The following is a 23,167-nucleotide window of genomic DNA, read 5'->3' as shown; positions in this document are numbered from 1 at the left end:
TCAATGGGGAACTTTAAAGGTGAGAGCAACCATCCTATCTAGTAGAGAACTAATTCCGTCATGACTGTGACTGATACCCCTCTCCAAAACCCTGTCCAACCATCTCAAGGCAGCGATGCTGTTGAGGTTCATGTCGAGCGGATTGAGCATCGGCAGCGACAAATTAAGGCACGAATTCAGCTTCCCTATCGAGCAGAGCAAGTTTGGGAGGTGCTGACGGATTACGAAGCGCTCTCGGAGTTTATTCCCAATCTTGAGCGTAGTGCCCGGCTAGAGCATCCAGAGGGAGGGGTTAGGATTGAGCAAGTGGGTGCCCAGAGCGCCTTGATGCTGAAGTTTTCGGCGCGAGTTGTGCTGGATATGGAGGAAAAATATCCCGAGCAGCTTAAGTTTGATATGGTCGAGGGGGACTTCAAAGGATTTACTGGCAACTGGCAGCTGTGCCCTCGCACAACGGAGAATGCCCAAGAAGTCACAGAGCTGACCTATACCGTAAAGGTGTGGCCCAAGCGAACCATGCCAGTCATCGCGGTGGAGCAGCGGCTCTCTAAGGATTTACCCAATAACCTACAGGCCATTCGGCAGCGGCTAGACGAGCTGTACGGGATGAGCGCTTGAATCCAGAGGGGTCAGTCCCCTGGTGACCCTTGGGAAACTCGTCCCTCCCTGGAATCTGGTATGAAATGGGCTCGACGGAGGGCATTGGCCTCCAAGGTGGGCGGTAATGGGGCAGGTGCCTCCGCAGGATCACGGTCTTTGTGGGTAAGCTTCTCGCCGGTCATCCCTTTAGCAATTGCAACAGATTCTAAATAGAAAGCCACTAAGTTTGCAAGTCTTGAGATTGAGTAAACGCGAATAATCGGTCTATGCGCTAAAACGCTATGTGCGCTAAGACGCTGAAGGATGAAGAGTGAACCGAAAGTTAGTGACAGTCGGGGAAACGAGAAAACTCCCCTGATTTTCTGATTTCGAATGGGGGTGGTGGGGAACCTGTCTCCGGTATGGTGATGGAGATGGGGATCCATCTTATTGAAAATATTTACCACTTAATTTGATGATTCACTGACCTTGGGAGAGCGGTTGGGTAATTTTTATGGAATGATTATCATTATCGCGGTAAAGTAGTGCCTTGATTGAGAGCAAGCCTACAGAAATCTTTGTGTATGCTTGCTCGATTCCTGAATCAGGCCGCCTTGGCCGCGAAGAGAAGTCAGGTTTCTTTTGTCCTAACTGTGAGGCGTGGATATGCGTAAAGTTTTGCTTTGGGCTGGGGTGCCCTTGTTTGCCCTGGGCGTGGCGCCAGGTGCTCTGGCTCAAGTTTCTGCCCCCACTGCGGTGGATCGCTTGATCAAGGATGAGCAGGACAGCAGCCTTGGGGTTGTGACTTCTGTTTCTCAATTGTCGGATGTGCAGCCGACTGACTGGGCCTTTCAGGCGGTCCAGTCTTTGGTAGAGCGATATGGCTGTGTTGCGGGCTATCCGGACGGCACCTTTCGCGGGAATCGTGCGGCCACTCGCTATGAACTCGCGGCCCTGGTTAATGCCTGTTTGGATAATATTAGCGATCAGTTTGCTACCCAGGAAGATTTAGCCGCCCTGCGCGCCCTTCAGGAGGAATTTGCTGCGGAGTTGGCAACGCTGCGAGGACGGGTGGACGGTTTGGAGGCCCGCACGGCGACCCTTGAGGCTCAGCAGTTTTCTACGACCACTAAGCTGGAGGGCTCAGTGATTCTCACGGCTCAGTTTGGGGATCAGATCAATAATGCGGCTCCCAGTCCGAGCCGGGTTTCGGTGCTCTCGGAGGTGGGGCTAACCTTCAACACTAGCTTCACGGGGGAGGATTTGCTGCAGGTTGCGCTGTTGACGGGGAACGGTGGAAATGACTTCTTTGGAGATTTTTTTGATACCTTTGGGGTCAATCCGGCTCCGCTGCCTGCGGGGCTAGATGGGATTGTGAATCTGGGGGCTATTGAATATCGAGATACGGGAACGGCTGTTGAACTTGACCGTTTAGCCTACGAGTTTAGTCCGGTTAAAGATCTCTCGCTGACGGTGGGGGCTGTGGTCTATCCCAGTGACTTTATCGATGGGAATAGCTATGCCAACGATCCAGGCGTAGATTTTAATTCCGGGTTTTTTATCAATAATGCCTTGGTGATTAACGATGCCATTGATGACCCTGGAGGGGCTGGCTTTGGTTTTAACTGGAATGTGAATGGCGGGCCGGTGAGCCTTCGCGGTGGGTATGTGGCCTCCCAAGCCGATAGGGCTGTGGATGTGGGAGGACAAAATGGTTTGTTCAACGATCCACACCAGGCTGTTTTTGAGGTGGAATATGCGAACGCATTTGCCGGTGGCAGGAATAATTTCGCGCTGCGACTTCAATATGCTCACATCGACTCCCTTGCCCCGGCGGTGGAGCAGAATGTGCTGGGTGTGAATGCAGAGGCGACTTTCGGCAAATTTGGGATTTTTGGTCGCTACGGGATCTCCCTGGATCCTCAGCTGGCCAATGTGGATTTGTTTCCGGCCAATAACAACATTCAAACCTGGATGGCTGGCATTGGCATTGCCGATTTGCTGGTGCCGGGGTCCATGCTATCGGTGGCTGCGGGGCAGCCATTTATTGCCCCTGGTGCGCAGCCTGATCAGACTAATTTTGAAGGATTTTATCGGATTCCGGTGAATGACAACGTTACGATTTCTCCGGGAGTGATGGTGATTGTGGATCCCCAAAATGTCAATACCAACACCTTAATTCAGGGTGTCTTAAGAACGACCTTTTCGTTTTAACAAGGGAAGGCTGGGTGTCTCTGCCCTAGGGAAGCATTTGCTCTAGGGCTTGTTCTAGCTGCCACCCTACCACGCTGATGAGTACCAGGCCGCCTAAACCCCGGCGAAAATAATTGACGCCGGTTAACAGTTCCTGGGTTGCCCAAAGGAGAATGGCGGCGAGGGCAACAATTTTCATCAGGCTGTGGAGGGGTTCCTGGGGAAACACCCACTGCAGCAAGCTTGCGCCGATCCAGGTCAAAAGGGAGGCATTGGGAGGTTGGCCAATGACGATGTTGCCTTGGTCGTCTCGAAACAGGGTATCAAAGAGGGAGGATTGCATGGTTTACCAGGGTGGTGGCTAGACTCTAAATCTATCCTCTAGCCTAGGCGATCGCGGGGGGGCTGAGGTCTGCTAAGAGGGAGATGGGGGCTCTCTATCGGAGGGGAGATTGTTCCTGCTCATCGCTCAGGGTCGATCAGGGACGGGCGGGGACGCAATCTGGGATCAGCGATCGCTGCGGTCGCGACTAATCTCGTGCAATCCGAAGCCGCCTTGGCGGTAAAACGCTTCTTGCTGGATGTCGTTGTAAACTTCGCCGACGATTTTGTTGGTGTCATCATCCAGGAGCAGGTCAGCATTGAGGGCGGCTTCGACGAAGCCGCGCAATTTTTTTTGATTGGCCTTGGAGAGCTGTTTGTAGGGTTTTCCTTTAAACCGGATGATTTTTTGCTGCAGCGATCGGAACCAGTAGAATCTGTAGACCTTGTAAATGAAATAGCCCAGAAGGCCAAAGAGCAAAAACCAAAGCATAGCGGTATCCGGACAATTCCTACAAGGAGGTGTCAAGTCTTAATCTACCCTAGCAAGCGGTTGAACTTTCAATTGCATCGTGGAACCAGTGGGTCTGATCGCGAATTTTTGTGGCTTTCACCTTACCGAGCAAGGTTCGTCCAAGACGATAAAAGACCTTTGCCATTTTGGCCTGATCGTTTGAGTGATTTTATGAGGAGATCGCATCGTAAAAAGAGGGCGTCTTCTTCTGGATCAAGGGTTCCCTTTTGAGTTCTCAGGTTGTTCAAACGGTCCTGTTGTTTCAAGGCCCATTGAAGGCGTCGCCAAAGTCTTTGAATCACTTGGGCTATCGGTTCTCGCCCATACTGGCGATCGCCTCTTTTAGTTCGTCCTCGGCCACAGCACTTTGATCAGCTTCCGGCCAACTCTCCGCAAAAGCGACCTTGAGATGTTCGTATAAGAGCTTGCCATGAGTCTGAATCACTTGCGTTAAATCACTGACAGCTAATGGCGTTGTCCGCACAAAACTATGGGGTTCGAAGAGGTAATGCTTGATTTGGGTTGGAAGGCAGTCTTTCAAGACATTAGCGAGTTCCTGCTGCTCGGAGTAAGAGAGGCATATACCCTCGTTGAATTTCAAAATCTCCTTCACGCCAGAATTTGGAAAACAGGCGTCCTTCCCGATCGAGCAGCAAATAGTTGCGTCGACTGTAATCGAGGAGTGAGGCGATCGCATTCACCAACTCTTCGGGCTGAATCTGAATTTCCCGTGCCCATTGCTGGACAAATGCAAGATTGGAGGTCCTTAGGCTTGAATTTGAGAGCGGGTTTCATAGACGGTTTGGAGGCAGTCTTCAAAGTCGTCTCCTTGCCAGGTCATCGTGTGACGGAGGAGTGAGCCTCTGTTGGGGGGTCGATAGTCGTTGGTGTCCTCATCATTTGTGTTGGGTTGTTCCCGATGCTCTTTCTGCACCAGAAATGAAATGAAATCGACCACGAGACGGAGGCGATCGCTGGAGAGTTGGTCGAGATAGTGGTCAATGATTTGGCGAAGTTGGGTAGTGTTCATCTAGTGCATTAATCTCCCGCTTCAACCGCCGCACTACCACCTCCTGAATCCGCTGCCGCATCGCTGGCGTAAAGTCACTGGTCTGGGTGAAACGCACCGGATCTAGCTGTTCGAGCAGCCCTGAAAAGCAGCGCGTATGACCGTTATGGGGCGTCGCACTCAGGAATAGCTTGTGTTCAAACCAAGGGGCGATCGCCCGGAGCATTTTCGAGAGATCGCTGTCTTCTCCAAAATTCGAGGGCATCAGATTGTGGGCCTCATCCACAATTAGCAAATCCCATGGCAGTTGCGCAGTGCCCTCTGGCTGCTGACAAGCTGAGCGAAATTGCTCCAAAACGTCGGGCTGACGGAGGTAATGGTAAGAGGTCACAATTCTTGGGAAGGTCCGCCAGGGGTTTGCATCAAGACCCAAACGTTTTTGCAGAGCGTGGGTCTGGGATCGATCGATCACATCGAACGACAGGGCAAATTTATCCTGCATTTCCTGTTGCCACTGCTTGCGTAGAGCCGCCGGACAAAGGATCAGAACTCTTCGAATCCGTCGGCGGAGCAATAGTTCCGATAAAATGAGACCGGCCTCAACCGTTTTCCCCAGCCCCACGTCATCTGCCAGCATCAGAGAGATCCGAGGCATCCGTACAGCCTTCGGAAGGGGAACCAGTTGAAAGTCCTCCACCTGCATCGCTCCGAAGCAAGGTGATGCAAAAATCGCAATTGAAGCGTTAGAGTTATCCCCAAGCCCTAAACATGGAGAGAGGGCGGCCCACCGCGTAGCACGCTGCAAAGCATCAAATTCATGCCCAGACATTGGACCTGATCGCTCTACTGGCGGTAATGCTGTTGGCTCCAACAAGCTACAGCTGACTTCTCGCTCCCAAATCAAATCGTCAACATCAGAACCATCCGCATCCATGTATTCAAGACGAACCCAATGGATCTGTCCCTCTCCTTCAGAACAATAGGGACTGACGTCGGCGACGAGGGCTCGGCGATTGCGAACGCTTGCCAGCATACCTTCGCGGGGGATTTGGATCGGTTTATGAACGTCCATCGCCTAAACCCTTTGGTCGAATCAACATCCTCGTGCTAACCCTCTGAATCAACCCCGCCTTTTTATGGAGAATACGATAACACGTGGTTGTTAAGGAAAGATATTTAGCCTAAGATGGATTCTCTATGATCAATCTGTCTTATTTTGCTCAAAGCGCTCTTTCTTTTTCCGAGAAATAAAAGAATTATAAAGACGTATTGCAGAAACAGTGAGGTTGTGGATTGTGGCTAGGTTAGTTTCTCAGTAACAAGACCTCAGGGATCTGGGCCGTATCGCTTCAATGCTACCAAAGCAGTCTTGCAAGATTAACTTTGAGGCGGGTTGTTTCTGGATGAGACCTGAGAGAAACAGGGAGGGTCGTGATGGGAAATATTACAACAGTTCAACAGATCTATGCGGCCTTTGGTCGCGGCGATATTCCTGCTATTCTTGAACATCTTGCGGATTCTGTGGAGTGGGAATACGGCATTTCTAAGACTGAGGTCCCGTGGCTGCAACTTCAGAATGGTAAAACCAACGTATCGAATTTTTTTGAGTCTCTTAAGCAATTTGATCTCCATAAGTTTGAGCCAAAGGTGTTCTTTGAGAATGGCAATATCGTTGTTGCTCTCATTGACGTAGAACTCACGGTAAAAGCGACAGGAATAAAAATTATTGAGGAAGATGAAACACATATCTGGCATTTCAATACAAAAGGTCAGGTAATAAAGTATGGTCACAGACTCGATACTCATCGCCATTGGCTCGCTTACAAAGGCAAGAACTCCTTGGGGATAAATCTGGTGGATTTTGCCTAAGAGGTTTTTTGAGAAGTATTAAACCGATTGCCCGCACCCCCCTTCCTTGAATGCCCCTCGGGGCGATAACTTGGGGGCAGGGGGCGGATGCAGAGTCTGGAAAGACGTTTCCGCCTCTAACAAGTTGAACCGTGGACGGTGATGCCTCAGCTCTTGCAAAGGCAGGCGCTTGAATTGGTTCAATCGTTGGTCAAGGTGGAAATTTGAGCTTTCCCAGGGCAGCAATGGTTGCGGTTTGCGAGTTCAATTCCTTCGGGGGACCTTCAGTTCCGGCGTGAAGCAATCGGGCGAGAGTGTGAACGGGTAGAGGTTGACGAGGGCATGATCAACACAGGAGTGGGTTAGACCCCAGCCCGGTCAGACCCAGTGGCCTACAGCCAACTGTCCCGATGTCCATGCAAATCATCGCGCTCTGGAGCGGTCCAGTGTCTCAATTGAATTCCAGCATCGAGCATGCGTATACTCAGCTACACTTGCCCCTGGGTGCCCCCCTCGCCACAGTCGAAGCTGCATACTTCAAGCTCCGAGCGGAAAAAATTCAGAACCACCAGCGGGGAGAGATTCCAGACCTCAAGGCAGCCTACTCCTTGATCAAACAGTTTCTGGAGCAAGAAGATCTCAGGATCCATCCTCCAGAAATGCCGGCCTTTGAAACGATGACGCCCAGGCCGGCCCCAGCCACGGACCCCGCAGCGCAGGGACTGGACGCGCCACAATTGCCCCCGGAGACCCGGCTTGAACAGGCGCTCATGGGTCGGGGCCTTCGTTATCCTCAGGTGCAATGGCAGGGCCAACGTCTGCTTCTCACCCTCGATGCCCGGCAGGCCCCACGATCGGCAAAGGCGATCGCCAAACTTTGGCCCATGCTCCGCGAGATTCTGCCCGATCTAGAGGCCTTTCACGGCGTCACGGCCATTCAGTGTATGGCCAAACAACCCTCCGGTAAAATCCTTTGGCGTCATACCCTTCCGGGTCCTCAAGCCTGGCAACGCAGGGATCGAGAGGATCAAAACCTGTTTTCCTTCGAGAGCCGCATCACTCAGATTTGGGTGTTCCCCATTGCCCTGGGCCTGGCGATCGCGATGAACGCCATACCCCTCGTGAAATTTCTGCTCCGGGGGATTACGATTTGGGTGCATGAATTTGGCCATGCCACCGTAGCATGGCTCTCCGGGCGTAAGGCCATTCCTCTGCCCCTGGGCTGGACAAACGTTGAACCTCAGAAATCCTGGTTTGTCTACCTTGGCTTGCTGATTCTGTTTGGACTCTTGATCTGGGCGGGCTATCGGGAGCAGCGGCGATGGCCAGTGGGGTTGGGGATTGTATTTTCTGGCCTGCAGTTTTTCATGACCTGGATGATGCCTGAGGACTGGTTTGATCTGTTGTTGGCCTTCGGGGGCATTGGCGGCGAATTTTACCTGAGTGCCTTTCTGATGGTGAGTTTTTATTTTGACTTGCCTGCCTATTTTAAGTGGGACTTCTATCGATATCCTGTGCTGCTGGGATCTGCCTTTACCTTTTGGGGCGCCTGGTGGAACTGGCAAGAGATTGATCGCGGCGCCGCCGCTATTCCCTGGGGATCGCTCTGGGGAGGCCAAGATCACGCTGGGGGAGATATGAACATTCTCAGTACCCGAGGCTGGAGCGATCAGCAAATTATTGAGACCTATAATCTGCTGGGCGGGGTTTGCTGGTTCCTGATCCTGGGCCTCTATTGCTTCTTTCTATTCAAACAGCATCGACAGTCCTTAGCCCTGTTCTGGCAACAATGTCTCTCCCTGTTCTAAGGCCCCGGTGAGGGCAATTGGGCTATAGATCCCATCCTCCCCACTGCCAAGCCGATACCTTTCCTCCATGGGACCGCCATCTCTGGGACCGTTGCACCATTCCCGATACAGCAGCGAGGCGAAGTCGATCCAAACCCTGTTTCCGCGATCGCCCCTGGAGCGCAAGGCATCGCCCCTTTGTTTCTCATAAATGTCTGCACCGGCCATCCTGAGCCATGATTCAGACTTGAGGCGTGATTAGACCTTGATCCCGATTAATGCTCCAAAGCAAGAGGGAAAAGTCCTCAATTCGCAATTTTTTAGGTAATCATGCCTAGATGTTCGGCTAACCTCCCCCACCCGGCCTGCTCTAGCTACGTTAATATCTGAAGTGAAGAGTTTACACTTTGTAACAAAAGGAGGGGACATGATTTTGATCTCCCTGTTTACATTCCTGCTCCTGTTTTGGTCCATCGGAATCGTGGTGAATCAGTTTGGCAGCGAGCAGCCCCATGGCTAGGGGGAATGGGGGAAGGCTTTTGCCCTGGGCCTCACTGGAAAGCGAGCGTTTAGAGACTGGTTTAGGAACTTGAGTGAGCGACCTTTTTAGAGACTTTTAGATCCCTTTTAGAGATGCAGCGGAACGATGTTTGAACGATTTAATGACCAGGCTATTGCAGCCATTATGATTGCCCAGCAGGAGGCCCGTCAGCTGGGGCAAACCATGGTGGGGACTGAACTGATGCTGGTGGGTGCGATCGCCCAGGGCGAGAGTGTGGTTTCTTCCTACCTCCACAGTGCCGGTGTGACCCTGCGAACAGTGCAATCTGCCGTTGAAAAGCTGTTAGGGAAAGGACCGGTGCACGCCAAGGCAGAAATTCCCTTTACGCCAGCGGCTCAGGCCATCCTGAACCAGTCCATTCAGGCCGCCTTGGAACTAAAGCAACCTCTGGTAGGGCCGGAACATCTGGTGTTGGCCATGGTGCGCGACGCCAGCAGCTCGGCCTCTCAGACCTTGCAAAGGCTGGGCATTGATCTCCAGGAGATGGAGGAGACCCTGGTGGAAGCGGCTAAGGAACGCCTGGCGGTGCCCGCGGGGAGTGGAACACCAGAGGGGGGGGCCGCTCCCCGCAGCGGTAAGGTTTTGGCCAATTTTACCCGTGATCTGACCCAGCTAGCCGCCCAAAATAAGCTAGATCCGGTGGTGGGCCGCGATCGCGAGATTGAACGGCTGGTCCAGATTCTGTGCCGCCGCCGCAAGAATAACCCCATGCTGTTGGGATCACCCGGTGTGGGGAAAACCGCGATCGCCGAGGGGTTAGCCCAGCGCATCGTGAATCGAGAGGTTCCCGATCTCCTCTACGACCGCCGGGTTCTGAGCCTGGATGTGGCCGCCTTGGTGGCTGGCACCCGGATGCGAGGTGAGTTTGAAGAGCGCCTCAAGCAGTTGGTGAGCGAGGTGCGTGCCGCCGGAAACATCATGCTGGTGGTCGATGAGGCCCACACTCTCTTGGGAACGGGAAGCATGGCCGGAGGCATGGATGCGGCGAATCTGCTCAAGCCTGCTCTGGCCCGCGGCGATCTGCAATGCATCGGGGCCACCACCCTGGAGGAGTACCGTCAGCATATTGAAAAAGATGCTGCTCTAGAGCGCCGCTTTCAGCCCATCCAGGTGGAGGCGCCCTCGGTGGCAGAAACCTTCGAAATCCTCAAGGGCGTGCGCCCGGCCTACGAGGCCCACCATCGGCTCTCGATCACCGATGCGGCCTTGGAAGCAGCCGCCCGCCTCTCGGATCGTTACATTGCCGATCGCGCCCTTCCAGATAAGGCGATTGATTTAATTGATGAGGCCGGATCGCGGGTTCGGTTTCGGGCTGACTCCACAGGATCGATCAATCCTCAGGTGACGGTGGCCGAGATTGCCCAGGTGCTTGAAGCCTGGACCCAGATTCCTGTGGGTCAGCTTACTCAATCGGAATCCACCCAGCTGTTGGCTCTAGAAGATCGGCTCCAGGAGCGGATTGTTGGCCAAACCGCCGCCGTGACCTCCATTGCCAGGGCCATCCGGCGGGGCCGGGTGGGACTGCAAAGTGCCACTCGTCCTCTGGGCAGCTTCATCTTTTGTGGACCGACGGGGGTGGGTAAAACCGAGCTGACTAAAGCCCTCGCCCACTGTCTGTTCGGGTCCTCTGAGGCCTTGGTGCGCTTAGATATGTCCGAATATATGGAACCCCAAGCGGTTTCAAAATTAATCGGTGCTCCGCCAGGCTATGTGGGCTATGGGGAAGGTGGCCAGCTCACGGAAGCGGTTCGCCGTCGGCCCTACACCGTTGTGCTGTTTGATGAAATTGAAAAAGCCCATCCGGATGTGTTCAACCTCCTGTTGCAGCTGCTAGAGGAGGGGCAGTTGACGGATTCCCAAGGGCGATCGGTCAATTTCAAAAATACGTTGATTATCCTGACTTCCAATCTGGGGGCTCGGGCCATTGAGAAGCAGGGAGGCGGCTTTGGCTTTGAGCTAGCCGCAGGCGCACAAGCCCAGTATCAGCGGATCTGCGATCGCGTTCAGGATGCTCTGAAAGCAGCCTTTCGTCCGGAGTTTCTCAACCGCCTGGATGAGGTGGTTGTGTTTCAGCCCCTCACCCGCCACCAGGTTAGCCACATTGCCGATCTCCTGATTCAAGACGTGGCCGAACGCCTACAAGCCCAATCCATGAACCTAACCGTGACCCCAGCCCTGCGAGACCAACTCATTCAGGTGGGTTACGACCCAGCCTATGGTGCCAGGCCCATGCGTCGGGCGATCACCCAGCTCGTAGAGGACACACTGGCCGAGGCCATCCTGGCCGGTGATCTTCAGCCGGGAGAAACCGCTTGCCTGGACCTCGATGAGCATCGTCAAGTTCGGCTGCGGCCCCAACCCGCCCCAGTGGCAGTGGGGGTGGCCTGAATTATCCCTAAAGGTGGAGGGGGTGAGCTTTACATTTCTTTACAATAAGATTAGCTGAGCCCCCGTCAGGGTCCGCCAATCCTGTGTCTACGCTTCTTCCCGGTCTAATCCATTCCTGTCCAAATTCCTGTCCAATCCATTAAGGAGACCCGTATGAACGGCAATCTTCGTGTGGGAAGCCTGTTTGGGATTCCCTTTTTCATCAACCTATCCTGGTTTTTTGTCCTTGCCTTGGTCACGCTCAATTTTGGCAATGGACTAGCGGCTCGCTTTCCCAGTCTGGGCGGCAGTGCCCTCCTGTTGGGACTGGGGGCGGGACTTCTGTTGTTTGCATCGGTATTGATGCATGAGCTGGGCCATAGCTTTGCTGCCCAGCAGCGTGGCATCAAGGTAAATTCAATTACGCTCTTTTTGTTTGGGGGATTGGCCAGTCTTGAGGAGGAAGCGAAGACCCCCGGCGGTGCCTTTTGGATTGCGGTCGCTGGCCCTCTGGTCAGCCTGGGACTTTTCTTGCTGCTGTCGCTGCTGGCGTTCAGTGGTTGGGTGAGCGGTCCTCCCGCCGCGATTGTGGGACTGTTGGCCTACATTAATCTGGTGTTGGCGGCCTTCAATATGATTCCTGGATTGCCCTTAGATGGTGGCAATGTTCTCAAAGCTGCGGTTTGGAAGGCCACTGGGAATCGGTTCCGCGGAATTCGCTGGGCCAGTCGCCTCGGTCAGATCATCGGCTGGATCGCCATCGGCTTGGGACTGCTCTCAATTTTGGGAATTTCAAATCTTGGAAGCGTCTGGAGTCTGATTATTGGCTGGTTCCTGCTGCAAAATGCCGGACAGTCTGCCCAGTCCGCCTCCATCCAGGAAGCCCTGGCGGGACTCACCGCTGCCGATGCGGTTTGTGAACAAAGCCCCATCGTCGAGGCCCAGTGTACCCTGCGTGATCTTGCTGACCGGGCGGTTCTGACCCGCGAGAAGCAGCAGTGGCAGCGATTTCTGGTAGAAGATGAGTTTCATCGCTTCATCGGCACCGTTGACCTGTCGGTTCTGCAAACCCTGCCAGCCCAGCAATGGGCTGATTACCGGGTTCAAGATTTCCTCAAGCCCATGGATCAGAAAAATCAGGTTCGATCCGATCGATCCCTGCTAGAGGTGGCGAGCCAGCTTGAACAGCAAGGCAGTCAGGCGCTAGCAGTGATTCGGGATAACGGCACCCTCGTCGGACTCCTGGAGAAGTCGGCCATTGTTCGCCTACTGCAACAACGGCAGCAGTCTCAACCGGCCTAGGGTTGGCCCCAAAATCACCGGGTTTTGGGGCCTTCAAGACTGGCTAGATTTTTTCCTGTGCTGATGATCCCTCCGAGACACACCTATGCTGCTTCCCCACGGATTTGAACAAAAAACGCTCTCTACCCGGTTGGGAGCCATGGTCTATGCCACGGCTCGGGGACCTCTGTGGCAATCCGCTGACCTCAGTCCCGCTTGGCCCACGCTGGTATTCCTGCACGGGTTTGGAGGTGGGTCGTCCAACTACGAATGGTCAAAGGTTTATCCGGCCTTTGCCCATAGCCATCGAGTCTTTGCCCCGGACTTAATTGGCTGGGGACGTTCCGAGCGATCGCCCCGTGCTTACCGCATTGAAGATTATCTCAGCTCGATTACGGACTTCCTGGCACAAACCTGCCCTGGCCCAGCGACGGTGGTGGCCTCGTCCCTAACCGCTGCCTTGACCCTGCGCCTGGCCGTTGAACGCCCCGAACTCTTTCGCTCCCTGATTTTAATTTCGCCCGCGGGTCTGGCCGATTTTGGGGAAGACCGCACCGCCAACTTTTTTGCCCAGCTGGCGAGCCTCCCGATCCTCGACCGCGTGATTTACTTTGCTGGTATCGCCAACGAGGCTGCCATTCGTCAGTTCCTAGAGCAGCGGCAGTTCGCCCAGGCCAATCGGGTTTGCCCCGAAATGGTTCAAGCCTACGCCGCAAGTGCTCAGCAGCCCTACGCCGAATATAGTGCCCTGTCCTTTGTCAGGGGCCATCTCAGCTTCGATCTAGCTCCCTGGATTCGGGATCTGCACACGCCCACAGCCATGATTTGGGGACAGCAGTGTTCTTTTACCCCCGTCAGTCTCGGTCGACGGTTGGCCGCGCTCAATCCCAGGGCGATTCAGTTTTTTCAAGAGCTGGACCACGTGGGGCTCACGCCCCAACTCGAAGTTCCGGCGACCACCATTGGCCTGATTGCGCAATTACTCCAGCAGCTCCAGGTCGCCCCTCCCTCTACTTCATCGCATCATTGAGCCTCCTAGCCATCATGAATACAATCCAGTACAAATTTTTGCTGCAACGGGCTGCGACCTTACTGTCCGTTGCCATTTTGACTCTGGCCCTAGTGGCCGCGCTTTCGGGCCTACTGGTGGGATTTAACTACCAGCCAGCGGCGGGGAAAGCCTACGACTCTGTGCAATGGATCGCCACCCAGCTCACAAGCGGTCGACTCATTCTTGGACTGCATCAATGGGCTGGCAATGGGTTAATTATTGCTGGCCTTGTCCAGATTCCCATTCTTTTCCTAGGACGTCAGGCGCGCCGGAGCTGGTTTACTGCATGGGTGAGTGGGTTTGCCCTCACGGCCTGCGCCATTGCTTTGGGCTGGACCGCCATGATTTTACCCTGGGATCAGCTAGGATTCTGGCGGCTCCGGGTTGAACTGAGTACCCTGGGCAGCCTGCCCATTCTCGGAACCTTGATTAATCAAGTCCTACTGGGCGGTGGCGGCATGGATACCAGAGCGCTGGTTCATTTCTACGCCATCCACAGCTACATTTTGTCCTTGGTGGCGATTGGATTGGCCTTGACCCACCTGATTGCCTTGGTGGTCCATGAGCAGCAGGAGAGAGACGCTGTGCTCCAACAGCTGGAGCGCCTAGTGGATGATGCTGAAGTTGCCACTGAGGCTGCCACTCAGGCTGAATCCGGAAGCGAAGTGGACCCGGTCACGAGTCAGGGATAAGGAATCTTTTTGTCCTGACCTACAAAAAGCGCATCTATGTCAATAGACCTAAACATAAGTTTGCTTTTTGTTTATACTTCGTTACACTGTGAATGTTCGTTCAAACTTTGAATCATTAACGTTATGCCTTCCTCACTCATTCCCATTCCCAAGCCCTTACAGCCTCAATCCAGTCCCTATGATCTCAAGGAGCGTCTGGACTGGGGAGAGCCGGCCCTGACCATTGTCGATGTCCGAGATCGGCAGACCTTTAACCAGCAGCACATCATGGGGGCAATTTGTATGCCCATGTCTGATCTGGTGGCCGCTGCATCCCAGAGTCTGGAGGCGGATCGAGATATTTATGTCTACGGTGCCACTGATGAGCAGACCGCTGAGGCTGCCCTGCGACTGCGTCAATATGGCTTTATGCAGGTGGCTGAACTAAAGGGCGGTCTCTCTGCCTGGAAAGCAATTCGAGGATCAGTGGAAGGAGCTGCCTAACCTGACTTGTGGCTAGACGACTCTGCTGTCTCGGCCGAACCTGTTCTCCCGCTTTGTTGTACAACGCTGAGCGGGAGATTCTATTTGGGGAAGTTTTATCTCCAGAGATTCTATTTAGACTGTAGGGCAGGGGTCGCGTCACTGTGTCATTGCTCTAGCCAAAATCCAGTCCTATATGCCTTGCTTCTATGTTCTCTGATGTGCCACTGCTGATGTCCCAGGGAGTGCTCACTTGCTTTGGCACCCAGGTTAACGTTCGCCACTGTGAACGAATTCCTGGCGATTATCCTGTTTTGCTGGTGAGCAACCATCGCAGTGTTCTAGATGCTCCCTTGCTCATGATTGCCCTATCGCGCTCAGTCCGCTTTGCCTGTCACCACTACATGACCCAGGTGCCAGGTCTGCGGGATCTGATCTCGACCCTGGGGTGTTTGCCCTTAGATTCTCCAGGGCCGCGCCGTCAGTTTTTCTTTGAGCAGGCCATTGCAGCCCTCTCAGACGGTCAGCCCGTGGGGATTTTTCCTGAGGGTGCCCAGCCAATGGTGAGAACCCCTCAGCCCCGTGAGCTAACGCCCTTCCATCGCGGGTTTGCTCACCTGGCACTGCGGGTACCGGTTCCCAAGCTAGCTATTTTGCCCATTGCCATTTCCGCGCTCTCTGAGACCGTTAACCCTTTGGCCCCCTTGAAACTGTTTAGCTGGTTCGACCCCACGGAACCGCTGTTTAATCAGCCTGGTTGGCATCCCGCGGTCCATTATCATCGGGTGAATGTCTCTATTGGTCAGCCCCTTTGGATTACGACCCGGCACCGGAAACAGTACCAGGGACGTCAGGCGGCTCGCTTGGCGCGGACAATCACCCGAGCCTGCTATGCTGAGGTGAATCGCCTTGTCCAGGAAGGGTTTGTCTAGTCTTACTCTGAAATGTCCTACCCAGACTCTGCCCTAACCCTTCAATCTCTGACGCACAGATCGCCCCAGCGCCCACTGCTTGTTTTCCTGCCCGGCATGGACGGAACAGGGCTATCCCTGCAGCAGCAGGTTGGCAATCTTCAAACTGAGTTTGATCTATGCTTTCTAGCCATTCCCCCGGACGATAGAACCGGTTGGTCAAGTATGGTGAAGCAGACCCTTGCCTTGATGAAGGCAGAGCGAGGTTCGCAACGACCAATCTATTTGGCGGGGGAATCCTTTGGCGGTTGTTTGGCGTTATTGGTCGCGCTGCAGGCCCCGGAACTTCTAGATGGCTTAATTCTAATTAACTCAGCGACGTCGTTTCACCGCCAGGCTTGGCAATGCTGGGGGGCGAATTTGGTGAGCTGGATGCCCGACGCGCTCTATTCTACGGCAACGATCGGACTTCTCCCCTTTCTGATTAATCTGAGGCGAGTGCCCCGATCCACCCAGAAGGCTTTGCGTCAGGCAATGCAGGCCGTCACTCCCAGAAGTGCAGCTTGGCGAATCTCTTTGCTGTGTAGCTTCCAACTAGAGTGGTCTCAAGTTCAGGCTCTTTCATTGCCAACATTAATTATTGCCTCAGGTGCGGATCAGCTGCTGGATTCCCAAGCAGAGGCTCACCGTCTGAGTCAACTCCTTCCTGATGCCAAAACCGTTCTGTTACCCCTGAGTGGCCATGCCTGTCTTTTAGAACCAGGGGTTTGTCTAGCAAGCATCCTGAAACAGACAGAGTTTCTGGCTCCTCGCTGCCCCGCTTCTCAGATCAATAGCGGCGCTTAAGGCCCTTTTCCCGACGGATATTCGGGCCGCCCAGATTATGGGAGGTTAGGGTTCCAGATCTTTTTATTGAAAATGGGATGTTGATTCGTTTGGTCAAGGGTTTGGCTGGCCCGATTTAGATCCCCTCCCAGGAGCTGAATGGACCGCTGCAGGTCTTCAATGGCCTGGGGATCGCCCAGCTGCTGGCGAGCGTAATAGCGTCGATAGTATGCTTCGCCAAAGTCTGGTTCCAGTTGGATGGCCTGGTCAATATCTGCGATCGCTCCTTGATAGTCTCCTTGCTGAGACTTATGGCCGCCGCTCAAATAAAGATCCTCTGCCGTGGGTTCAGCAGGCGTAACGGCCACGGGTGCAGTCTGAGAAGAGATCTGTTGAAAGGTATAAATGGGAATACCCAGGTTAAAGCCAGTCTTCAAGTAAATAGTTGCCGTTTCTTGCACCTGTTGCTCTGTATCCGCTCGGCCATGAATGCCAATGAGGTCGCCCTGCTCATCTAACACTGCGCCACCACTCATGCCTGGCAGGGTGCGGTTCGTATAGACCAGCGCATAGCCATCGGCCAGGGGACGGGTGGAATGGGCGGTAATGGCACCTGGAGAGAAATTTAGGATCGGTTCAGTAATGGCAGCGCTGGGCATGGGAAAGCCAGACACATAGACCTCATCGCCACGACGAATAGCCCGGGCATCGCCCATCTCGGCAACGGTGTAGGTTTGATCACTGGTAAATTCCACCAGGGCTAAGTCAACTTGAGGAAGGGGCTTAACCCGGCGATAGTCCAGGGAATAGCGTTGCTCATCGGGGGTCACAATGTCATACTCGTCCGCGGTGGCTACCACATGGGCAGCCGTGAGCACCGTGTAGGTGTTGTCTTGGTGCCCAATTAAAACACCCGACCCCGGATTTTGGCCCTCAATCCTGACGGTGATGGCCTGGGCAATTTGGCCCACCTCCCGAGGGTTGAGGGCCTGGGCGATGGGTGCAGGCGCGATGACCACCGGCACGGTGATCAAGACACTGGCGCCCATCCCTAAAAATGGTAGAAGTGTGAGGGAACCTTTCATCGTCTCAAGGATGCTACGCTACGCTATCTGGCTGAAATCGTTTCTGAAATAGCCCCTAGATCTATGCTAAACGACGGCGCAGATTTGCCCGTAATGGCGATCACAGGATCCTTCTCAGGGCCGGAAAGTTTAAAAGAACTTCAAGAAACGTTGAGTTTTTACAGCTTTAGCTAGGCAATAATAGGGGCAGTGGGGAGTGCTTTGCCGAGGCATTTAGGAGGCACGACCATGAATTTGCGCGTTGCTATTTTGGCAGGTGTCCTCAGTACCGCGATCGCCCACCCTGTCGCTGCCCGTAGCCCATTTCAGCCCGTTTCCACACGCGCTAGAGATCTAGAGGGTTCTCCAGAGTTGATGCAGTGTCGCTTGGATCGATCCCAGGCGCTCTGGCAATCGCCCCACCCCATCAGCCTAGGCGAGATCCCTTGCCAATATCTAGGTGCGGTGGGGGGACCGGCGAGCGGCGGCGGATCTCTTTACTCGCCCGCAAGATTAGCAGAGATTGCTAGCACCGTTGAGATCGGGGGGCAGCGCCGGATTGCCCTGCGCCGGATTCCCGACCCCAGATCGATTTTTGAGGACCGACAAACCGCTGCCATTGACCTTGACGAGCTTCCCTTTTAAGGGTTCGTTTACGCCTAGTTGGGGAAGTGGACTCAAGGGACCCGTCTTAACCTAACCGACACCACAAATTCCGAGGGGTTCCCCCGCCCTCGGATCGGGTCGAGCACAGACAGACAGACCCGAGGGTTCCCCGCCATGGGCAGATTCAACTCCTCCCCATGGTCGGTGGATGGGTTTCGGTCAGCGGCTGTTTAGCGGCAGCGGCGATATTTAATGTGATAGACCAATCCTCGATGGGCTAGGTCAAAGGAATCGACGGTGGCGATGCCTGGTCCGCGGGCCATCATGGAGGCGTTTACCCGCATGTTTACACTATCTCCACAGGCTGACCAAACGTCGGCCACGGTAACGAGGGGATCACGAACGCTATAGTCCGTTTCTCCGCGGAAGACGCGCGTAAACACCGGTCCCCGCTGTCCGGCGAAGAAATATTCCGCCCTGAGTCGTCCGCTGGTGTTGGGAGAGACATAGCCGCGGTAGTCTGCATCGTAAAGGGAGATCTGAAAGCCCTGGGGAACCTGAATGGGAATGCTGAGGTTGCAGCTTTTCCGGCTTTCTTGATAGTCGTTGCCCAAGGCAATAAATTCATCAAACAAAATGCTCAGTTCCTGGCCATCCGGGCTGACGCTGACGCTGGCCGATTGGTCCGGGCATCCGCTGCCGCCGTAGTTAGCACCCCTAATTTCGACGCGATTGCTGCTCCCAAGGGCTGGATTCACGAAGGCGGTGAGGGCGGTCACCGAAGCAAACAGGATGGGAAGTAGTTTCATCGTTCATCTCCTTGAATTGTTCAGGTAAGGTCATGGCTGCTGGGTTCCTCCGCAGCGTACAGGTCGGCAATGGGGATGCCCCTGCCGATATCCAAATAGGAAGAGTGAGTTTCCAACGGGTGTCCCATCCTCAGCTAGGAAACCCTGAGCCTGGCAATCAGGTCTGGCCATTGCTGGAAATGGAACAGGCGATTGTTCGTGAAGCAGCGCCGTAACCCGCAGCGAAGCCCCACGAAACTGGCAATACCAAAGATTGATTGAGCGATAGGTGGGTTAAAGTAGCCTATTGACCCTGGGGAACTGCAAAGGGCCTTGCCATCGCTATTTGGATAACCTGTTAAGCCCTAAAGATGATGGCCCTGTTGGAAAAGTTCCCAGCTAAAGAAAAAAATTTTCCCAAACTTTGCCTTGGGTCACCGGGGGATGTTGTCCTCGATGAAGAGGGCATTCCCCCCTCTCCCTCATTGCCACTGTGCAACCTTGCCCTGCACCCGTTGTCTCCAAACTCGCAGGCAGGGTGAGGTGTGGCAACCGATCCCTGGGATCGCCTGAGCCGGTGCTGGAGAAGGGGAAAGGGTGCCGTTTGGCACGGATAAGACAAAGTTTCCCCCGATGGGGTCACCCTGGACGGCAACACCGAGCTGGCGCAATTGCTCGGCGATAAAGTGGTTGCAGTTGTGCCAAAGATGGTAAGGCCGGGGATGTCGCACAAACTCCAGGCGATAGCTGGGATTGTAAATTTTGGGGAAGGTGGGGTCAAAGAAGCGATCTAGCCGTTGATTCAGGTCCAGAGCCAAGGCTCGATCCACCTGGATGGGAAGGAGCGTTTCCACTCCCATCCTGCGTTTAAGATGCCCGATTTCCAGGGATGGATCCGCAGGGGATGGACCCCCCAGGGTGCGGCGTCCAAGGGTAGCAGGGGTTGGCCACAGCAGTGCCTTCAGGCCTCCCCAAAGTGTCTCTTGGGAGTGAGCATAAAAGCCCCATTCGCCATAGGCATATTCTCGGTACCCGGTCGCAATGGGCAAAAGCAAGCTCGCGTGGAATCCGGGGTAGAGGGCAACATACACCGTGGTTGTGGGAGATTGTGGGGGATCAGCCGCTTGAATCTGGGCCCTGGAGCCATAGAGAATCCAGAGTCCATAAACCAGGCTGGCCAGACTGCAGCCCAGGCCAAGGAACAGAATCAGACGCAGGTGGAGAGGACGGTTGTGGCGCATGGGGCAGATGGGCAGAACCCTGGAGAGAAGGGAATTTTGCTTTCTCTCACTCCACTCTAAGGGATGGTTGGGCCATGGCTACCTGACTTGCTCGGGGGCCGCTCCGAGTTCTAGGGGCGCTTCCCCAGACTTTTTCTGAATATAGGAGAATGGAGGCTAGGGGGATCAGGATTCCGACGCGATGCCCCCCTTTGGCGGGAGCGAGCGAGCAAGTTTGGGAGGACGGCGTCATGACTGAGGATTATGACCTATTGGTAATCGGAGCCGGATCTGGGGGACTGGCCGCAGCCAAGCGAGCTGCCAGCTACGGCGCACGGGTGGCCATTGTAGAGCAAGATCGGGTGGGGGGAACCTGTGTTGTGCGCGGCTGCATTCCTAAAAAGCTCATGGTGTATGCGGCTCAATGTGCCCATTGGTATACCGATGCCCAGGGCTATGGTTGGGATGCCTCTTTGCCTCGCTTCCGCTGGTCGGTGCTGCGCGATCGCATTGCGCAGGAAGTCCAACGCCTCAGCCAGATCCATTGCCAGCGACTTCAGCAGGCTGGGGTGAAGCTGATTCAGGGCAAGGCAAGGTTTTCCTCGCCCCATGGGGTGGAGGTGGGTGAGGTTTCGCTGCGGGGCGATCGCATTTTAATTGCCACCGGCAGCGAAGCTGTGGTGCCCGATTTACCTGGCATTGAACATGCCATCACCTCCCGCGATCTGTTCAAGTTGCCCGATCAGCCCCAACGCCTTGCCATCATTGGCGGCGGATACATTGGGGTTGAATTTGCCGGGGTGTTTAATGCCCTGGGAACGGAGGTGATTCAACTGGTGCGCGGTCCCAGTATTCTGCGTGAGTTTGATGCGGATCTGCGCCATCATCTCCAAGCTGCAATCATTCACCGGGGTGTGCATTTAAGGACCCACACCAGTGTTGAGGCCCTGCATGTACAACCTGCGGGAATTGACATTCAGCTCTCTAAGGCAGACCCGCCCATCACCGTCGATGCGGCGGTTCTGTTTGCCACTGGCCGAGCCCCGAATACGGCGGGGCTGCAGCTCGAAAAAGCTGGACTTTCCACCCAGGCTGGGGCGATCGCGGTGAATCACTGGGGCCAGACCCAGCAGCCGCATATCTATGCGGTGGGGGATGTCACTGATCAAGTTATGTTAACGCCGGTGGCGATCGCCCAGGGTCGAGCCTTTGCGGATACCGTGTTTGGCTCGTCGGCCCATCCAGTCAGCTATGAGGCCATTCCGACTGCTATCTTTAGTCAGCCCGAGGCCGCTAGTGTGGGACTCAGTGAAGCCCAGGCCCAGCAAAAACTGGGGGAACAGAATATTCAGGTCTACCGATCCTACTTTCGACCCCTCTTTTACAGCCTGGCAGAATTTGATGAAAAAACGTTTCTCAAGCTGGTGGTCGATCGCCAGAGCCAACGGGTTCTGGGGGTCCATATGGTGGGCAAGGATGCCGCCGAAATTATTCAATCGGTGGCGATTGCCCTGACGATGGGAGCCACTAAAGCCGATTTTGATCGGACGATGCCGCTCCATCCGTCCACAGCCGAGGAATTGGTCACGATGGAGGGTGGCTAGCTCAGGCTGGACGCTGTGGATCACCCAGCGGCGAGGCTAACCAATCCAGAATGTATTGGTTGACCTCTTGGGGGGCTTCCTGCTGCACCCAATGGCCACAGGTCGGAATATAGCGAATCTGGAGATCGCGTACGTAGCGGTGAGTGCCCAGGGTTAGTTCCCGGCCTAATGCCACATCCTGCTCTCCCCAGATCAGCAGGGTGGGAACCTCCAGCAATCCCCACTGCCGCGATCGCAGGATGCTGCGGGGTAGATTGCGATAGTAGTTCAACATCGCAGTTAGAGCGCCGGGTGTGGTGGCGGCCTGTTGGTACGCCGCCAGATCTTCAGGGCTAAAGGGGTTGGTTCCCCTGGCGCTGAGGCTGAGAATCTTGGCAATCAGAATCCCATGGTCGCGACTTAACAGCCACTCTGGAAGAACCGGGAGCTGAAACAGGAAAATATACCAGCTCTTTAAGATCTGCGCAGGTGTGAAAAATCCGGCCTTAAAGAGAGCCGGATGGGGGAGATTGAGCACAATCAATCGATTTAGCAGGTTCGGGTAGGTATAGGCAAATTCCCAGGCAATGGCACCGCCCCAGTCGTGTCCACAAAGAATACAGCGGTCGTAGCCTAGCGCTTCCAGAATGCCCCGGATGTCCTCCACCAGCACGGATAGTTCATAGGCGCTTTGCGGCAAAGGTTTATCACTCTCGTTGTAACCGCGCAAATCCACCGCCACAACCTTGTAGGTTTGGGCAAACACAGGAATTTGATGTCGCCAGGAGTACCAAAATTCTGGAAACCCATGCAGCAGGATGATCAGAGGACCTTCGCCCTGGGTGACGGAGTGCAACCGGATGCCCTGGACGGAGAGAAACTGGTGGGTCAGCCTGGCGGCAGAGTCCTGCATGGGGGGGGCGGAGACTACAAGGCCTTAATTTTATCCAATGGCGCGGCACTGTCCAACCCTCCCAGGGAGGGTTGGACAGCAGGAGAAGGAGAATTGCGGCTAATTGGATCCGCCGCCAATGGGGGTAGAATCCATGACCTTCGGATAGGAAATGATTTGATAGTTGGGAATCGTCTTAGACTCAGCGGTAATGTGGCTGGCGCCTCCAGGACCGCGCACTACAATCCGAGGAAAGGTGTGGGGAGAAGTGGGGACGCGCATCTTTGCATCCAGAGGAAGATGATCGGCTTGAACCACATGGGCTGCTCCGTTCGGTCCTCGGATCACCACTGTATACTCAGCCAGGGCAGCCGTTGTGGCCGTTCCCAGGATTGAGAGGGTCGTTAAGGTCAAAAGTGTAAAACGACCATAGCTTTTAACGATCTTCATGGGTGTTTCCTCGTCAGGATTGGGATGCTCTAATCTCGCGAGATCCCTAAAGATAGGAGGAGACTCTTGGACCCTCTGTTTGGGATTATCTTCTCGAAATCTCGGCGGTATGAATATCTTCGCCCCGAGGGCTGATAGCGGTATGAGGGGTTGATGAATTTC

Annotated in this window: 24 protein-coding genes; 14 read left to right on the top strand and 10 right to left on the bottom strand. The window is 54.6% G+C overall.

Annotated elements, in window-relative coordinates; genetic code table 11:
- Window positions 1-60: 60 nt before the first annotated feature.
- Together QQ91_RS04420 and QQ91_RS04415 are read left to right on the top strand one after the other, a co-directional pair.
- Window positions 61-618: an SRPBCC family protein gene (locus QQ91_RS04420; protein ID WP_166280517.1), complete on the top strand. Its 558-nt coding sequence runs from the start codon at window positions 61-63 to the stop codon at window positions 616-618.
- A gap of 627 nt (window positions 619-1,245) precedes the next feature.
- The gene (locus QQ91_RS04415) at window positions 1,246-2,793 is read left to right on the top strand and encodes an iron uptake porin (protein ID WP_166280515.1); all 1,548 of its coding nucleotides are present in this window, start codon (window positions 1,246-1,248) and stop codon (window positions 2,791-2,793) included.
- Between the two features lie 25 nt (window positions 2,794-2,818).
- On the opposite strand, the gene QQ91_RS04410 is transcribed toward QQ91_RS04415, so the two are convergent.
- The 5 genes from QQ91_RS04410 to QQ91_RS04390 all read right to left on the bottom strand — a co-directional run bounded on the left by QQ91_RS04410 (window position 2,819) and on the right by QQ91_RS04390 (window position 5,688).
- Window positions 2,819-3,115: a hypothetical protein gene (locus QQ91_RS04410; protein WP_166280513.1), complete on the bottom strand. Its 297-nt coding sequence runs from the start codon at window positions 3,113-3,115 to the stop codon at window positions 2,819-2,821.
- Window positions 3,116-3,280: 165 nt separating this feature from the next.
- Window positions 3,281-3,586, bottom strand: a complete 306-nt coding sequence (locus QQ91_RS04405) for a hypothetical protein (protein WP_166280511.1) — start codon at window positions 3,584-3,586, stop codon at window positions 3,281-3,283.
- Between the two features lie 328 nt (window positions 3,587-3,914).
- Complete coding sequence (locus QQ91_RS04400) at window positions 3,915-4,304, bottom strand: hypothetical protein (RefSeq protein WP_166280509.1); 390 nt, start codon at window positions 4,302-4,304, stop codon at window positions 3,915-3,917.
- 69 nt (window positions 4,305-4,373) lie between these two features.
- Window positions 4,374-4,637: a hypothetical protein gene (locus tag QQ91_RS04395; RefSeq protein ID WP_166280507.1), complete on the bottom strand. Its 264-nt coding sequence runs from the start codon at window positions 4,635-4,637 to the stop codon at window positions 4,374-4,376.
- Window positions 4,606-5,688 (bottom strand): SNF2-related protein, encoded by a 1,083-nt coding sequence (locus QQ91_RS04390; protein WP_236096069.1) that lies wholly within the window; start codon window positions 5,686-5,688, stop codon window positions 4,606-4,608. The genes QQ91_RS04395 and QQ91_RS04390 overlap by 32 nt, the downstream gene beginning before the upstream one ends.
- 362 nt (window positions 5,689-6,050) lie before the next feature.
- On the opposite strand from QQ91_RS04390, the gene QQ91_RS04385 reads away from it, so the two are divergent.
- The 9 genes from QQ91_RS04385 (at window position 6,051) to QQ91_RS04345 (ending at window position 16,423) form a co-directional block, all read left to right on the top strand.
- Window positions 6,051-6,485 carry a nuclear transport factor 2 family protein gene (locus QQ91_RS04385; RefSeq protein ID WP_166280505.1) on the top strand — a complete coding sequence of 145 codons (435 nt, stop codon included), beginning with the start codon at window positions 6,051-6,053 and terminating at the stop codon, window positions 6,483-6,485.
- A gap of 425 nt (window positions 6,486-6,910) precedes the next feature.
- On the top strand, window positions 6,911-8,272 hold the full coding sequence (locus tag QQ91_RS04380) for a M50 family metallopeptidase (protein ID WP_250833255.1): 1,362 nt from the start codon (window positions 6,911-6,913) through the stop codon (window positions 8,270-8,272).
- A gap of 625 nt (window positions 8,273-8,897) precedes the next feature.
- Window positions 8,898-11,201, top strand: a complete 2,304-nt coding sequence (locus QQ91_RS04375; protein ID WP_166280501.1) for an ATP-dependent Clp protease ATP-binding subunit — start codon at window positions 8,898-8,900, stop codon at window positions 11,199-11,201.
- A 153-nt stretch (window positions 11,202-11,354) separates the two neighbouring features.
- On the top strand, window positions 11,355-12,482 hold the full coding sequence (locus QQ91_RS04370) for a site-2 protease family protein (protein ID WP_166280499.1): 1,128 nt from the start codon (window positions 11,355-11,357) through the stop codon (window positions 12,480-12,482).
- An 85-nt stretch (window positions 12,483-12,567) separates the two neighbouring features.
- The gene (locus QQ91_RS04365) at window positions 12,568-13,491 is read left to right on the top strand and encodes an alpha/beta fold hydrolase (protein WP_166280497.1); all 924 of its coding nucleotides are present in this window, start codon (window positions 12,568-12,570) and stop codon (window positions 13,489-13,491) included.
- 14 nt (window positions 13,492-13,505) lie between these two features.
- On the top strand, window positions 13,506-14,204 hold the full coding sequence (locus QQ91_RS04360) for a cytochrome b N-terminal domain-containing protein (protein ID WP_166280495.1): 699 nt from the start codon (window positions 13,506-13,508) through the stop codon (window positions 14,202-14,204).
- Between the two features lie 123 nt (window positions 14,205-14,327).
- Window positions 14,328-14,687 (top strand): rhodanese-like domain-containing protein, encoded by a 360-nt coding sequence (locus QQ91_RS04355; protein ID WP_166280493.1) that lies wholly within the window; start codon window positions 14,328-14,330, stop codon window positions 14,685-14,687.
- A gap of 188 nt (window positions 14,688-14,875) precedes the next feature.
- Entirely contained in the window at window positions 14,876-15,598 is a 723-nt protein-coding gene (locus tag QQ91_RS04350; RefSeq protein ID WP_166280491.1) for a lysophospholipid acyltransferase family protein, read from the top strand.
- A gap of 12 nt (window positions 15,599-15,610) precedes the next feature.
- Window positions 15,611-16,423, top strand: coding sequence for an alpha/beta fold hydrolase (locus tag QQ91_RS04345; protein ID WP_166280489.1), 813 nt, complete (start codon window positions 15,611-15,613; stop codon window positions 16,421-16,423).
- A 35-nt stretch (window positions 16,424-16,458) separates the two neighbouring features.
- On the opposite strand, the gene QQ91_RS04340 is transcribed toward QQ91_RS04345, so the two are convergent.
- Window positions 16,459-17,487 (bottom strand): trypsin-like peptidase domain-containing protein, encoded by a 1,029-nt coding sequence (locus QQ91_RS04340; protein WP_236096068.1) that lies wholly within the window; start codon window positions 17,485-17,487, stop codon window positions 16,459-16,461.
- Window positions 17,488-17,715: 228 nt separating this feature from the next.
- On the opposite strand from QQ91_RS04340, the gene QQ91_RS04335 reads away from it, so the two are divergent.
- A complete protein-coding gene (locus tag QQ91_RS04335; protein ID WP_166280487.1) occupies window positions 17,716-18,111 on the top strand; it encodes a hypothetical protein in 396 nt (131 codons plus the stop codon).
- Window positions 18,112-18,302: 191 nt separating this feature from the next.
- Here QQ91_RS04335 and QQ91_RS04330 read toward each other — a convergent pair whose 3' ends face one another.
- Complete coding sequence (locus QQ91_RS04330; RefSeq protein WP_166280485.1) at window positions 18,303-18,881, bottom strand: DUF4360 domain-containing protein; 579 nt, start codon at window positions 18,879-18,881, stop codon at window positions 18,303-18,305.
- 32 nt (window positions 18,882-18,913) lie between these two features.
- On the opposite strand from QQ91_RS04330, the gene QQ91_RS04325 reads away from it, so the two are divergent.
- Complete coding sequence (locus tag QQ91_RS04325) at window positions 18,914-19,096, top strand: hypothetical protein (RefSeq protein WP_166280483.1); 183 nt, start codon at window positions 18,914-18,916, stop codon at window positions 19,094-19,096.
- 246 nt (window positions 19,097-19,342) lie between these two features.
- Here QQ91_RS04325 and QQ91_RS04320 read toward each other — a convergent pair whose 3' ends face one another.
- Window positions 19,343-20,101, bottom strand: a complete 759-nt coding sequence (locus tag QQ91_RS04320) for a DUF2459 domain-containing protein (RefSeq protein WP_166280481.1) — start codon at window positions 20,099-20,101, stop codon at window positions 19,343-19,345.
- A gap of 230 nt (window positions 20,102-20,331) precedes the next feature.
- Between QQ91_RS04320 and gorA the strand changes: the two genes are divergently transcribed.
- Window positions 20,332-21,684 (top strand): glutathione-disulfide reductase, encoded by a 1,353-nt coding sequence (gene gorA / locus QQ91_RS04315; protein WP_166280479.1) that lies wholly within the window; start codon window positions 20,332-20,334, stop codon window positions 21,682-21,684.
- Window position 21,685: 1 nt separating this feature from the next.
- Here gorA and QQ91_RS04310 read toward each other — a convergent pair whose 3' ends face one another.
- Together QQ91_RS04310 and QQ91_RS04305 are read right to left on the bottom strand one after the other, a co-directional pair.
- Window positions 21,686-22,576, bottom strand: coding sequence for an alpha/beta fold hydrolase (locus QQ91_RS04310; protein ID WP_166280477.1), 891 nt, complete (start codon window positions 22,574-22,576; stop codon window positions 21,686-21,688).
- A gap of 99 nt (window positions 22,577-22,675) precedes the next feature.
- Complete coding sequence (locus QQ91_RS04305) at window positions 22,676-23,005, bottom strand: hypothetical protein (RefSeq protein ID WP_166280475.1); 330 nt, start codon at window positions 23,003-23,005, stop codon at window positions 22,676-22,678.
- Between the last annotated feature and the right edge of the window lie 162 nt (window positions 23,006-23,167).

This window comes from Lyngbya confervoides BDU141951, from assembly GCF_000817775.3.
Taxonomy (GTDB): domain Bacteria; phylum Cyanobacteriota; class Cyanobacteriia; order Thermosynechococcales; family Thermosynechococcaceae; genus Lyngbya; species Lyngbya confervoides.
Note: the sequence above shows the minus strand (reverse complement) of the source record. Positions and strands in the feature narration are given on the sequence as shown.